This window comes from Paenibacillus sp. FSL L8-0435 (assembly GCF_037965655.1).
Taxonomy (GTDB): Bacteria; Bacillota; Bacilli; order Paenibacillales; family Paenibacillaceae; genus Paenibacillus.
In genome coordinates this window covers 6,383,461-6,398,175 of the sequence record NZ_CP150185.1, presented here as the reverse complement: position 1 = coordinate 6,398,175, position 14,715 = coordinate 6,383,461, and the positions used below count along the sequence as shown (strand labels likewise).

Sequence of the window (14,715 nt, the reverse complement as noted above, 5' to 3'; positions counted from 1 at the left end):
GCCTATGCGAGGATTGCGTAGCAGTACCTGAGCGAAGCGACGGTCTCAACAGCCCTTTGCGAAGCAAAGCAAGGAAGAGACCCCGCGGAGCTCAAGAGCCTAGACGCAGCCGAGCTTATGCGAGGAATGCGTAGCAGTACCTGAGCGAAGCGACGGTCTCGACAGCCCTTTGCGGAGCAAAAGCAGGGAAGAGACCCCGCGGAGCTACACGCCGCATAAAGAGCGTGCCGTGCTATGATTCAGCCATGTGAAACGATGGCGGGAATCATAGCACGGCAGTCGCGGCGCACACACCACCGCCACTTAGCAAGATCGTACTCCACTTACCTAATCCGCCTGTTTCGGGAGTCCAGAGGGCAGCGCCATCTGGGGCCCTCCCTACTAGGGAGGGTTTGGGAGGGTGGACAGGAACCAAGGGAGGGTATACCACCAATGAATAATTCCATGATTAGTGCCAAGGTTTCCATGACTGCCATACAGCAGCGTCTGGATGTCATTTCCGATAATATTGCAAACGTGAATACGGCAGGCTATAAGAGCAAGCAAGCGGCCTTCGAGGATGTGCTCACCCGGGTTCAACAACAACCGGACAAGTACAAACTGGATGGGCGTTCCACACCGATGGGATATAACCTCGGTTTTGGTGCTCGCTTGGCAGATGTAACGAAGGATATGTCTCAAGGCCCCTTGAACGAGACTGGTCTTCCGACCGATCTGGCCATTGAAGGAAATGCGATGTTTGCAGTTGAAGCGAATGGGGAGAAAATGTGGACACGTCAGGGTGCATTTCATTTTGTACCTGATACAAGACCTAAGCCTACTCCGAATTCACCTGATATGATGGTGATGGTCAATGGCGAAGGCCACTTTGCCCTGGATCGTCAAGGCAATCGTATTACGGCACCGAATAATAGCAAAGTTGCTTTTGATGAAAATGGCAACCTGTTAATCCGACGCGGTAATGCGGCAAACGCAACCATTGGAGCACAGATGCAAGTGGTAGACATTGAACGCCCTGAGGGGCTGGTACAGTATGCGGATAACCTGTTTGGTCTGGATGCGGGATTAACTGAGGATGATGTATTTGGCGCTAATGCAGCTACACGTCAAGCAGCGGCCTTGATCCGACCAGGATTTCTGGAGCAATCCAATGTTGATCTGACACAGGAGATGTCTTTGCTTATGCAAGGACAGCGGACATATCAGCTGGCGGCAAAGGCGCTAACTTCAAGTGATTCCATGTTGGGTCTTGCCAACAATATGAGAGCGTAAAAGGTGAATGTGATGACAGAAACACAGCAGCAGAACAGTAAGCCGGAGAAAAAGGAAGTCAAGAAGAAGAAGAGTGGATGGCGCATCGCAAGATGGTTCCTGGTTCCGGTCCTGCTTGTTCTTGCCCTTGCTGGCGGAATGGTAGCTGGATATGTGGTACTGGGCAAACAGGATATCGGTTCCGTATGGCAATGGAGTACATGGGAACATGTATATAATCTGGTATTCGCTCCATAATGTAACGAGTTAAGCGAAAACTCCTGCGCAGGCAGGAGTTTTCTTTTTGACGTTGAAAACAGTATAATGATGGATGACGTTTCATAGCAAAAGAGGCCTCCCCTGCGAAAGACATTCGTCATCGCGAAGAGAGACCCCTTATCTTAACCTTCACTACTGCAGTCATGAAGGATATAACTAGTGTTAACCGAAAATATGCTTTCCATACAAAATTTAAAATTAAAAACCTTTTATATGAGCTTCGACTTGATCATAATCAGGTTTTCCATGTCCGCACTAAAGTCAGTGAAGGGAACGGAATCGTTCGAAAGAAGCGAAGCGCTCGCCTTTGTTTCCGAATGTTACCCATCTGAAAAATAGTTCAGAAACATTAGGAAACAACAGCGATCGAAAGAACGATCCGTAACCGTAACGGTCACCTATGCGCACATGAAAAATCCATGATGAAGAACGCTCATATAAACATCCTGAGAGGAGATTACACTGTGCTCGATATCAAACAGATTCAAGAGATCATCCCGCACCGTCCCCCGTTTCTGCTGGTGGACAAGATTCTAGAGATTGAGGATGGCAAACGTGCCGTTGGTTTGAAAAACGTAACCATCAACGAACCTTTCTTCATTGGTCATTTCCCAGAGTATCCGGTAATGCCGGGTGTATTGATTACAGAAGCACTAGCTCAAGTTGGTGCGGTAGCCATTCTGAATTTGGAAGGCAACAAAGGAAAAATCGGCTTTTTGGCGGGACTGGACAACTTCCGATTCCGTGGACAAGTTGTGCCCGGAGATACGTTGATTCTGGAAGTGGAGATTACACGTCTGAAGGGTTCTATCGGTAAAGGTAAAGCAACTGCCCGAGTGAACGACAAAGTGGTCGCTGAAGGCGAGATTATGTTTGCACTGTCTGACCCAAGCTGATTACATACGTGAGCATTGACATCATGCAGGAACGTAGATGGACCGAATGATGCGAGATGCTGAAGTAACTCAGCACACCTGAATTTATATAGACGGAAGGGGTTTATCGGAATGGAACAGTTAAGCACAACAGCAGCAGAGACGTTGCAGCAATGGTTGGAGGATGCTTCGATTGATGAAGCAACGAAACAGGAGCTTCGTGACTTGCAGGATCAGCCGAAAGAGCTGGAGGAACGTTTTTACAGAAACCTGGAGTTTGGTACAGGGGGATTGCGCGGAGTCATTGGTGCCGGAAGCAACCGGATGAACCGTTACACCGTAGGTCGGGCAACGCAAGGATTTGCGCGTTATTTGCTTGAGCAGCATGGTGACCAAGAAGGCAAACCTTCTGTTGTCATTGCTCATGATTCCCGTCATTTCTCACCTGAATTCACACTGGATGCTGCGCTTGTACTGGCTGGAAACGGCATTGTAGCCAAGCTGTTCCCATCCCTGCGTTCAACTCCTGAGTTGTCATTTGCAGTGCGTCATCAGAAGGCAACTGGCGGAATCGTTGTAACGGCGAGTCATAACCCACCGGAATATAACGGATATAAAGTTTACAATCATGAGGGCGGTCAATTGGTACCGGCTGAAGCGGAAAAGGTCATTCAGTACATCCAGGAAGTGCCTTCCCTTGCTGACGTGAAGAAACTGACGCAAGAAGAAGCAGAAGCTCAAGGGCTCCTGATCTGGTTGGGTGAAGACCAAGACCAAGCGTTTGTAGATATCGTAGCAAGCCGCAGTCTGAGCCGCGAACTGATTCAATCCGGCATAGGCCGTGATTTCAAGATCGTCTACACACCGCTGCACGGGACAGGTAACATCCCTGTACGTCGCGTACTGGAGCAGATCGGATTCGAGCAAGTGCATATTGTAGCTGAACAAGAACAGCCGGATGCTGAGTTCTCTACCGTGAAATCCCCTAACCCGGAAGAACGCGAGGCGTTTACGCTCGCAATGAAGCTAGGAGAATCTGTTGGTGCTGATATTCTGATCGGAACAGATCCGGATGCAGACCGTATGGGTGCTGTGGTGAAAGACAACGATGGCAAATATTTCGTCTTGTCCGGTAACCAGTCTGGTGCCATTATGGTACATTACCTGTTGAGCCGTCTTCAAGAGACCGGAACACTGCCAAGTAACGGTGCAGTTGTCAAAACAATCGTAACAAGTGAGATGGGTGCTGTCATTGCTGAACATTACGGTGCAGAAGTGATGAACACACTGACAGGCTTCAAATATATCGGTGAAAAAATGAACCAGTTCGAAGCAACAGGCAGTCATACTTTCTTGTTCGGATATGAAGAGAGTTATGGCTACCTTTCCGGTAACTATGCCCGTGACAAGGATGCTGTCCTTGCCTCGATGCTGATTGCTGAAGCAGCTGCGTATTATAAGAGCCAGGGCAAGACGCTGTATGATGTCTTGCAAGAGCTGTACAACCAATTCGGATACTTCTTGGAGAAGCTGGAGTCCCGTACGCTAAAAGGCAAAGACGGCGTGGCTCAGATTCAAGCCAAAATGACGGACTGGCGTTCCAATCCGCCACAAGAAGTAGCGGGAATTGCGGTACAAGATGTACTGGACTACTCCCTTGGTCTGGACGGTCTTCCCAAGGAGAACGTACTGAAGTTCATTTTGGCAGACGGTTCATGGTTCTGCTTGCGTCCTTCAGGAACAGAACCGAAGATCAAAGTATACTTCGCCGTACGTGGAGAGAGTTTGGAAGATGCGGAGAGCCGGATCGATCGTCTGGTGACTACAGTGATGTCGCGTGTAGACGCACAATAATACGAATGCAACAATGAACAAGGACAAGAGAAGGCCTCTCCGCACCGTAAGGTTGGTTGGCGGAGGGGTTTTTCTTTGAAATAAAAGTGTAGATGGTTCTAGCATATAAGAAGGCTTGTTGACACAAGCTGTTTGTATCCTATTATTGTATGAATGTTAAATGAACGAATTACTTGAGCTGAACGTGCATTTGGTTCCAACACTTGAGGAGGTACATGTAGTGCGTCAAAAATGGCTTTATTGGAATAACGCTTCTCGGAAGTGGTTGTGGCTCGTCGTTATTATCGGTCTGGTTGCGTCCATCCCTGTAATCAGTGATCGGGTGCAGACAGAATCTTCTGCCAAAAAGGTGGAGCTTGTCTTTAACTATCGAGGACTACTGGATATCTCAGCGTATCAGGCACATCCGCAAGATTTCATGAATGAACAATTGACTCGTCTAAAAGATGCAGGCGTAACAACGATGGCTGTGTTCGAAAGTACATTGGACGAGCTGAGAAAGACACGCCGACTAATGGTATATAACGGCCAGGATCTCGCGAACCTGACCAAAGATGTGATCCCTTCTAATGCAAATTACACGTATGTGTTATTTACATCAGAGGAAAACGCACAGACGTATACCCCTATTATTGAACAAACGTTCGCTGATCGGCAGATTCCGGTTGTACCATGGGAATATGAAGGTCGTAGCGGCTTAATATTGCAGACTCCTCCGGAGAATGCCAACATGCAGCCTTTGCAGCCCGATCCGGTTGCCGTGAAGATGCTGCGTGATAAAGGGTTCTACATTTTGCCGCGGATCTCAGACAGTGTGCCATACAGCCAAGAATCGATGGAGCGCTTGCTTACCTTCTTCGAAGAGAATGGCGTAAAGCGCATCTTGTTTGATGGTGATGCTGTGAAAGGGTACAATGATAATGAAGAGATGAAAAGTCTCGACCAATTCGCACAGTTGCTGAACAAGCACAATATTGGTCTTGCAGCCATCGAGAACTTGAAGAAACCACAGTCTGGTTTCCAGACTCTTGCGTATAAAACGGATTACAACGTTACGCGTCTGTACTCGCTTAGTGATGGAGATGCCAATCTGGACGTAGATACGATTGCTGACCGTTTTGTTCTCGCAACCAAGGATCGCAACATTCGTATGCTCTATATGAATGCATCACCAAGCCGGAATACAGCAAAGGCTATGATTACAGATCCAATTGAGAATCTGATCAACAGCCTGGGTGAACCGGGGCATGCGGTAGAACGCATGGCAAAGCATGGATTTGAACTTGGACAGGCTGAAGCATTCACAGTTAAGGATTCTTCGATTCAGCGTTATGCCAAGCTGGTTGCTCTCGTTGGTGCGATTGCCATGATTGCACTTATGGTTTCATATTTTGTCCCACTACTGACATTGATCGCATTTGTAGTTGCTCTGGTGGGCAGTGCCGGATTGTTCCTTTTGAAACCAACGCTGCTGGAGCAAGGAATTGCCTTGCTTGTGGCGATAGCTGCGCCGACCATCGCGATGGTGCTGGCTGTTCGTACAGTGAACTATCAGCAGCAGCGTCAACCCGACGCATCTGCGGGTCGTCGATTGAAGCAGACTTTAATTTTATATGTAAGAACGTCAATTCTGTCGTTCCTGGCGGTACCTTTTGTCATCGCGCTGCTTAACAGTATTACGTACAGTCTGGTCATTAACCAGTTCCGCGGCGTAAGTCTGTTGCACTTTGCACCTATGGCACTGGTAGCGATCTACATTGTGTTTTATCGTGGTTCGGGTTCCTTCTCTATCAAGCAAGTCAAGGATCTGCTGCGTACACCGATTAATGTATTAATGGTTGTGTTAGGTGTATTTGCTGCCGCGGTTGGTTATTATTATTTAACCCGTACAGGTAATGCAGGATCGGTTACCCCGTTCGAGATGTTCCTGCGTACCACGCTGGAAGATACGTTCGGTGTACGGCCGAGATTCAAAGAATTTATGCTGGGACACCCGCTGTTTATCGTTGGCGTGTTCGCCGCTTTAAAATATCGTAAAGTCGTCTTTGTGCTCATTATTGCAGCGATTGGACAGTTGTCCATGGTGGATACGTTTGCGCATATCCATACGCCGGCTGTATTGTCACTCATTCGTGGAGTGATGGGATTGGGACTTGGCTTAATCTTCGGTATCATTGCTGTGGGTGTGTGGCAAGTAGCGGAAGGATGTTGGAAAAAATGGTCACCACTTCTCAAAAGTTAGTCATCTCGGGGTATTACGGATTCCGCAACAGCGGAGACGAAGCGGTGCTGAAGTCGATTTTGACAGCGCTGGAAGAGGAAAGTCAACGGTCAAACGTCACTATTGAACCGATTGTACTCTCGGGTGATCCCGAGTGGACAACCTCCATGTACGGTGTGCGCTCTGTGCATCGTATGAAACTGAAGGAAGTCCGTGAAGCTCTTAAGGAGAGTGACGGATTAATCAGTGGTGGAGGAAGTCTATTGCAGGATGTAACTGGACTGAAATCCATTCCTTATTATCTGGGTGTGATCAAGCTGGCCCAGTGGTTGAAAAAACCAACGTTTATCTATGCACAGGGGATTGGCCCTGTGAATCGTAAAATTTTCAATCCAATGATCAAATCGGTCTTCAAGGCCTGCACCTATGTATCCGTTCGGGATGAACAATCTGCGGACTACCTGCGTGGGCTCGGGTTACAGTGGAATCAGATCCATGTCGTACCCGACCCAGTAATGGGCTTGCCATTACCTGAAGCAAAAGTGGAGAGTGGCGCAGGTGCTGTCTCAGCAGATGCTGCTACTCAAGCTAATCGAGTGGAACCTTCATCTGGAGGACATACCAAGCTTCCTGTGATCGGCATATCGGTACGATTCTGGGAGTCAGACCGCAAGGAGCTTACGGCTATTGCTGCAGGATTGAAAAAGTTGTGCTCCAAAAGAGCCGTGCACTTGCGTTTTCTACCATTTCATTTGCCGAATGATGAACAGGCATCACGATTCCTTATTGAAATGCTCGGTGATGTGACCAGCAAAGGCAGCGAGATTAGCATCACAGAAGATCTGACCGACCCTCAGCTTATGCTGGAGGAAGTCAGCAAGTGTGATCTCGTCATCGGTATGCGTCTGCACAGTCTGATCTATGCAGCTTCGCAATATGTGCCTCCGGTGGGTATCTCGTATGATCCGAAAATTGATCAATTCCTGCTTCGTCTGGATAGTGAACCAGCAGGCAATACGGATACACTCGATGGCAACAAACTCGCTAAGACTGTTGTTGGACTGCTGGATCAACGTTCACAATGGTTGAAGGAACATGAAGAAGGCATCACCCAACTGAAGCAGGAAGCCAGAGTGCCTGCACAGCAGATTATCAACTATTTAGGCCGCAAAGGATGAGATAAAGATGAGTCAGACCGGATCAATACCTACCGTTTCGATCTACGGCATTCCTTTTTCCAAACTGACGATGAAAGAAACGGTGAAGGTTCTCCAGGAAGCTGTGCTGTCCAAGCAGACACCACATCAGGTCATTACAGCCAATCCGATTATGGTCATGGCTGCATTGGAAAATCCCGCAATCATGGAAGTCATGCAAGCTGCGGAATTAATTGTTCCTGATGGAACAGGTGTCGTATGGGCTGCGAATTATTGTGGAGATCCTGTAGCTGAGCGAGTGCCGGGATTTGAGCTTTTACATGAATTGCTGCGTGTTGGAGAAAACTATCGATGGGGCGTATATCTGCTTGGTTCCACCCCTGAGGTGATTCAAGAAACGGCAGTTCGGTTACAACAGCAATATCCGGCGATTCGAATTGTGGGTTATCGCGACGGTTATTTTGGTCCGGCTGAGGATGAACAGGTCATCGCTTCCATTCGGGAAGCGGCACCTGATCTGTTGTTTGTAGCACGTGGGACGGACACCCAAGAACCGTGGATTCACAAGCACAAAGATGCATTACAGGTTCCCGTAACCATGGGCGTTGGCGGTAGCTTTGATGTGATTTCGGGCAAAACCAAACGTGCGCCTATGCTGTTCCAAAAGTTAAGGCTGGAGTGGTTCTATCGCTTATTGCGTGAACCAAGCCGGGCAGGCCGGATGCTTGCGCTTCCGAAATTCGCTGTTAAGGTGATGCGTGACAAAGAAAACGTGACGAAAGTCCGTTAAAAACAGGTAATTGCGAGATAAATGCGTGTTTTTGCTAGAAATTGAGGATGGCTTTTCGGGTGTGATGAGCGTATAATTCATTCCGGATTACATGTGTGCCACTCCATGAAAAACGGAAGTTGTTGCACACGGCCACTTCGATGTCAGAATAACCTTTTGATCGCTGTTATCTCTGGATTTCTTTTATCCACCTTTACAAGGTTGAAATCCCGCGATAAAGGCGAACGCTTCGCTTCTACAGGTTATTTCTGCCCTCTCCGTTCTGGTGCAAATTGCATTTTTCATCAAAAGTGACTAACAAATAATTTTTATATATAAAAAGAGATCAGGGGATTTATAATTTCGTACAGGTATTATAATTGGGGGTCGAATGTTCAAATGGTAGCGATCTTTATCATTGGATTTATCGTGTCAATGGGACTGGCTCTTGCCCTGACACCACTTGTCAAAAAGTTCGCAGTCCGCATTGGCGCAATGGATACGCCGAATGCACGTAAAGTACACACACGGATTATGCCTCGTCTTGGTGGTCTGGGGATATTCCTGGCCTTTATTATTACAGTTGCTGCATTGCTTCCGTTTGTATCGGCATGGTTCACAACTCGGGACATGAGTTTTGTCAGTGCGTTTCTGATTGGTGGAACAATTATCGTGCTGATTGGAGCATTGGATGATCGGTTTGAACTGTCGGCCAAAGTGAAGTTGCTTGGTCAGATTATTGCTGCTTCTGTCGTTGTATTCGGATTTAACATCCGGGTAGATTTCGTTAACATTCCTTTTCAGGATTCCTATTCTTCACTCGAAGCTTGGGTATCCATTCCGCTGACGATCTTCTGGATCGTTGGTGTAACGAATGCGATTAACCTGATTGACGGCCTGGATGGTCTGGCTGCCGGTGTATCTGGTATTGCAATTGGTACCATTGCCGTGATGTCCTTCCTGATGGGTAACATGATGATTGCCTTGATGTGCCTTGTGTTGTTGGGTAGCATCATTGGATTCCTGTTTTTCAACTTCCACCCAGCCAAGATCTTCATGGGGGATACCGGATCGCTATTCCTTGGTTTCTCTCTGGCGATGCTATCCATGCTGGGATTCAAACAAATTGCTATCGTGTCCTTTATTACACCGCTGATCATTATCGGTGTGCCACTCTCGGATACCTTCTTCGCGATTATCCGTCGTGCGGTACAACGGAAACCGATTTTCGCACCGGATAAAGGTCACCTGCATCACTGCTTGCGTGAACTTGGATTCAGTCACCGCCAGACGGTACTGATCATTTATGGAATTGCCGCATTCTTCGGAGTTTTGGCGATTATCCAATCATCCGCTGCCATGTTCGAAGCGAACTGGGTAACGTTCGTGGTCATCTGTATCATGATGTTCTTCCTCCAGGTGGGAGCAGAAGTCATCGGACTTGTTAGCAAAACGAGAAGACCGGTTATTAACTTTCTGATGCGCATGCGCGTCAAGTTGAATCCGGAGACCCGTTCGAAATCATAAATAGATAAATGTAATGGTTACAGCTATTCTTGAATATTATTCCAGACCCAACCTTATCCCTAGTGGATAAGGTTTTTTGTTTATTTTGAGATTTTTACTAAATAATTGGAACCTTTTGCCGATATATAAAGGTAACTGACTTAAAAGAGGAGAGATGATTGAATGCAACGTACGAAGAAGCCGTTAATCTGGCTGATGATGGTGGCGCTGGTTGTATCTCTAATACCAGCTGGCCTTGCACCAGTCGCATCGGCGGCGGGACAGACAAGTTACTTTACTCCTGATAATACAGCCAACGTTCCATTGAAAAGTACAGTAGGACTCAAAATGACTGGAACAGGCTCTGATGTTCTTTCTCGTTCGACTGCTTTTGTGGTAACTAGCGCGGAGCAAGCTGTAACAGGCACGTTTACGAATGTTACTGGCTCTACGTTAGGTGCCAACGTACAGCTATTGAATTTAAAAGATGGAACATGGGTTCCAGACAGTTCAAGATTAGCACCAGCTGTTGTCACAGTTGATCCTAATCGCCCGGATAATCGCTTTAACGCAACACTTACTTTGTTCCCTGGAATGAACAAAGTAACGTTTACCGGTTCCCAAGGTCCAAGTGAGCGTTCCGAAAGTTTTTATATTTTGTATGACTCTATACCTTACATTGAGAAACTGCAGGTTTTGGGTGGAGCGGATAATCTCGATCTAAATGAAGGATCGCAGGTTGTTGTGGATACAGGTGATGTGACGATTCAAGGTGTAGCTCACAACTCCTCCAAAGTAACAGTAACACTGAATAATGGTGAGGCTTTACCAACATCTTTATCGACACAAGATGGTACATTCTTCTCACCTATGCTTCGATTAAAATCAGGTAAGAATGATCTGGTTGTAACGATTGAAAGCGGCGTAGACAAAAATAAATTCACGTATTCTCTGCTCTACTATGATGAAGAAAATCCGTTCTCTCAACTCGATCTGAAAGAGGGCTCAGATGGGCTGTCTCAGAGTATGTTAACTGATCGGCCTACGTATGGGGGGGATCCTGCACAAGCCCGTGTAATGGTTGAATTGCTTTTGCCGGATGATAAAACCACTGCTGTTCCTGAAATCTCTGTGGATGGTGTGTTGACTAATATTGTTCCCAAGATTGAACCCATTCCTAGTGTGGGGATCAACACACCTTCATATTCTCTGTTTTCATTCGAAATTCCATCTTTGAAGTTTACAGAATCAGCAACTGGCACACCTCCAGTCACTTCGATTGATTCTTTACAGAATCATTCGTTGACTGTCAAATATGGAAAAAACACAGCCAGTGCAAACATGAATTTTCAATATCTAGAGAACGAAACGGTAATTACGGATTTAAGATACCTTAAAGACTACAGCGGTTCTGGTGATGCACCAGAAGGGGTACCACTTTCGGGTTCTAGTGTCACTTCTGCAGATTTCTATATCCTTGTAGAGACTAGCAGAAATCCTAATGGAAGCCTGTTGACAGCGGAATATCTTCCAAGGAGCACAAGCCCAATTGAACTGTCAACAACGCCTATACAGGTATCTCCAACGAAATATATTTATCAAATTAAAGGTTTCAAAAACGGAAATCAAACGGTTCAGTTTAAATTTACTGGATCAAAATCAAGCAAAAACGCAACGATTTCGTTTGCGTCCAAAAACTATATTTTTGTGAGCAACCTGACGGATGGCCAAACATATGATATGAATTCCAAAAAAACAGATAAATTGTTGCTTGAAGGTAAGTACGTTGATTTTGCCACATTAGATAGCAAATACTTTGTAGCAGAGATTTTTGCGAACGGAGTTAAAGTGTATTCAACACATCCTGCAGCGAACACAAAGCAAAAACAATTGACTTTGGGTGCTGATGGAAGTTTCGAGGATGTTGAGATTGATATCGATGGGGACACAGGACCATTATTCTTTGGGGAAAACCGTATTGTATTAACGGGAACAGGAACTGGAGATAAAGGCCAACTGAATGAAGTAACTAAAGAATTGCGTATTTACATCAATGATAACAATGTATCTACAATCAATAATTTTCAACCTGCACCAAGTAAAAATCGCTCGACATTCCTTGATCCATATAATCCGGATGACCAATGGGTGAAAAACCTGTTTAACCTTTCCACGGATTTCACATTTGCGGACAAGAAATATACGACCAGCCTGAAAAACTTTGACTTGGCTATCCGTGGTGCAGGGGCGACTCGAATGAGCTTGAGTATGGGTACTCAAACGATTTTTGACTTGAACATACCAGATGGATCGGCAACTAATACAACTTGGCAAGATCCAATAATCTCTCCTGAGTATGCACTGAACAATGGTAATGTTATTGTGGATCGTTCCGGAAGTCAGAAGGACTTTGTGGTGCGGTTAAGAGACTTAAAAGCGGAGACACCAGGAACATATATCTACACACTGGATTTGTATAACAAAACAGGTGCAAAAACGAGCCAAAAGGTAGAAGTGGTCAGAGAAGCAGCGGGTTATCGCATCTTGGCTCCACGTCCTACTTCAGGCAGCCAAATTGTTGTAAGCAAAAACTTTGTTCATTTTGATATTGAGGCTGAAGGAGCTACTTCCGTTGTTATTGACAAAGAAACGGCTAAAAAGCTTCAAGGCACAGAAACAGATCGTTTTGCTTTGGATTATGTGGGGCTCAAGGCTGACAAAGTGAATAAAATCAAGTTGACGATTGATCGAAATGGTGTCAAAACAAATGATACAGTGGAAGTGTACTATACAAGCAACACTGGTGTTGACTCTCAGTATATGGCGCCTAAGGTAGCCAACAAATATTCAGCATTCAATAAAAAGCTGGAACTGAGTTTCCCGAAAGGCACGGTAATGCAAAGCACGGACCTCAGCGGGATTGCTAAATTCTATCCAAACAACAAGCTGCTGTTTGGTATTGCTGACCCGAACACAGGAATTGTGGAGCGGAAGAACGACTATGGAAGCATCGTTGGTTTCAGAACAGAAGCAGAGGACCCGAATCCATTAAGCGTTCCCGATGACTATTATAGAAGGTTCTCCGCAATTGTAGGGGACTCTGTAAACTTTAGTCCAGTTTCCGAAATTTACTGGGTAAGCGGCGGCCTTGGGGAGTCCGGTACAAGAGGAGATAATAATTACAAAGAGCCAACGAATGGAATTGGCCCTTATACTGTAGATTCCTTATACGGTAATCCTTTGACGCCTGCAGAGCGAAAAATCAAGCCTTCACAACGGGGTACATTAACTCTTGCTTATGATCCAAATGTAGTAGATGATGCTGGTTCAACCATTTCCGTATTTTACTATTCTCCAAGCAGAGAGTGGAGACGGATTGGCGGCGAAGTGGATTCGAAGAAGCATACAGTGACCGTTCCTTTTGATGAGTTTGGTTATTATAAAGTAATGAAGCTGAGAAGAAGTTATAACGATATCACCAACCATGGGTGGGCAAGAAATATTCTAAATGCACTCTATGCTAAAGGGTTCATGGCTCCATTGCGCTTTGAACAATTCGGTACAGATGACCGTACTTCGCGTGGAGAGTTTGCGACTCTTCTTGTGAAAGGTTTGAATTTACCAATTACGTCCGATAGCAGAAGAACATTCACGGATGTTGCACCAGGTACAAGTTCATTTACATGGGATTATGACAGTATCGAGACCGCAGCGAGAGCGGGTATCATTACTGGCCTGACAGATGGTGTGTTCGGACCGGATCGTCCGCTGACACGTGAACAGGCTGCAGTGATGATTGCTCGGGCACTAGAACTGAAAATGGTTGCTAATGATAGCAAGCTTCAAAGTGCACTTGCTAAGGCATTCATCGATTCCGGCAGCATGGAGAGTTATGCTGGACCAGCGGTACAAGCTGTGACGAAAGCCAAGATCATGGAGGGTTCTCCGGTTACAGTGGCTGGACAGAAGAAGCCGCAATATGCATTCAACCCGAAAGGTAATCTGACACGTGCAGAAGCGGGTAAAATTGCAGTTGAATTGCTTAAAAAGAGCACAAAAGTATTCCCTAAAACCTTGAGTTAATTCATTTGATACATCGATGCAATTTAGGAAGGACCTGTCCCTTACTCTAAAGGGGCAGGTCCTTTTCATGGCTGTCAATGAATTGACATAGAGTACTTCTATAATAGAAGAAACAGAATTTTTACCAATAACTATTTTTGTAATTTGCTAGAGTATAAGATACAATAACGGTAAATACACAATGATCTAGAGGGTGAAGTTAGCTAATGAAACCGATTTATTCAAAAGCCCAGCTGGGCTACATGAAGGCAAAGACACAGTTTGAGAAGCAGGCAGTCATTCTGGAGAAAAAGTTGGAAGATACACGTAAGACTCAGGAAATCTCTCAGGAAGTTATGGAAGGGCTTGTACAGTCCACTGGCTTCCATGATGCGTACAACAATCTGGTGCTGGCTGAGAATGAGTTGATTGAATGGTCTCATACAACGATGAAGCATGAGAAAACGTACCGTGAGAACAGACAACCAATTGACGATATGTATCTGAGATTGAACAGCGATCCAAATATGCGTGCCCAAATTATTGAACTCGCGATGAAGATTAAATAACTTATATTTCCAGAACTGCAGGAAAAGCATCCCAATAGGGGTGCTTTTTTATTTTATTTTTTGTGAATTTTGTCGCTTCATAGGTTGAAGTTGCGGGTATAAATAAACGTTGGTAGCACAGACAAACCAGAGATCACAATTCCAGATTCACTGCTGTATCAACGGTTTGAAA

At 45.8% G+C, this 14,715-nt stretch carries 10 protein-coding genes; all 10 read left to right on the top strand.

Going from position 1 to position 14,715, the window contains the following annotated elements; translation table 11 throughout:
* Positions 1 to 432 precede the first annotated feature (432 nt).
* The 10 genes from NST33_RS28335 (at position 433) to NST33_RS28290 (ending at position 14,543) form a co-directional block, all read left to right on the top strand.
* Positions 433 to 1,272, top strand: coding sequence for a flagellar hook-basal body protein (locus NST33_RS28335; RefSeq protein ID WP_221821819.1), 840 nt, complete (start codon positions 433 to 435; stop codon positions 1,270 to 1,272).
* 12 nt (positions 1,273 to 1,284) lie between these two features.
* Positions 1,285 to 1,509: a DNA-directed RNA polymerase subunit beta gene (locus tag NST33_RS28330; protein ID WP_017691949.1), complete on the top strand. Its 225-nt coding sequence runs from the start codon at positions 1,285 to 1,287 to the stop codon at positions 1,507 to 1,509.
* Positions 1,510 to 1,994: 485 nt separating this feature from the next.
* Positions 1,995 to 2,426 (top strand): 3-hydroxyacyl-ACP dehydratase FabZ, encoded by a 432-nt coding sequence (gene fabZ / locus NST33_RS28325; protein WP_036613058.1) that lies wholly within the window; start codon positions 1,995 to 1,997, stop codon positions 2,424 to 2,426.
* Positions 2,427 to 2,537: 111 nt separating this feature from the next.
* On the top strand, positions 2,538 to 4,259 hold the full coding sequence (locus NST33_RS28320; protein WP_221821818.1) for a phospho-sugar mutase: 1,722 nt from the start codon (positions 2,538 to 2,540) through the stop codon (positions 4,257 to 4,259).
* Positions 4,260 to 4,479: 220 nt separating this feature from the next.
* Complete coding sequence (locus tag NST33_RS28315) at positions 4,480 to 6,501, top strand: DUF5693 family protein (RefSeq protein ID WP_339305891.1); 2,022 nt, start codon at positions 4,480 to 4,482, stop codon at positions 6,499 to 6,501.
* A complete protein-coding gene (gene csaB, locus NST33_RS28310) occupies positions 6,477 to 7,658 on the top strand; it encodes a polysaccharide pyruvyl transferase CsaB (protein WP_339305889.1) in 1,182 nt (393 codons plus the stop codon). The genes NST33_RS28315 and csaB overlap by 25 nt, the downstream gene beginning before the upstream one ends.
* Positions 7,659 to 7,665: 7 nt before the next feature.
* Complete coding sequence (locus NST33_RS28305; protein WP_339305887.1) at positions 7,666 to 8,427, top strand: WecB/TagA/CpsF family glycosyltransferase; 762 nt, start codon at positions 7,666 to 7,668, stop codon at positions 8,425 to 8,427.
* Between the two features lie 378 nt (positions 8,428 to 8,805).
* Entirely contained in the window at positions 8,806 to 9,933 is a 1,128-nt protein-coding gene (locus tag NST33_RS28300) for an MraY family glycosyltransferase (protein WP_221821814.1), read from the top strand.
* A gap of 162 nt (positions 9,934 to 10,095) precedes the next feature.
* Positions 10,096 to 13,995, top strand: coding sequence for an S-layer homology domain-containing protein (locus NST33_RS28295; protein ID WP_221821813.1), 3,900 nt, complete (start codon positions 10,096 to 10,098; stop codon positions 13,993 to 13,995).
* A gap of 206 nt (positions 13,996 to 14,201) precedes the next feature.
* Positions 14,202 to 14,543, top strand: coding sequence for a hypothetical protein (locus NST33_RS28290; RefSeq protein WP_036612519.1), 342 nt, complete (start codon positions 14,202 to 14,204; stop codon positions 14,541 to 14,543).
* Positions 14,544 to 14,715: the final 172 nt, after the last annotated feature.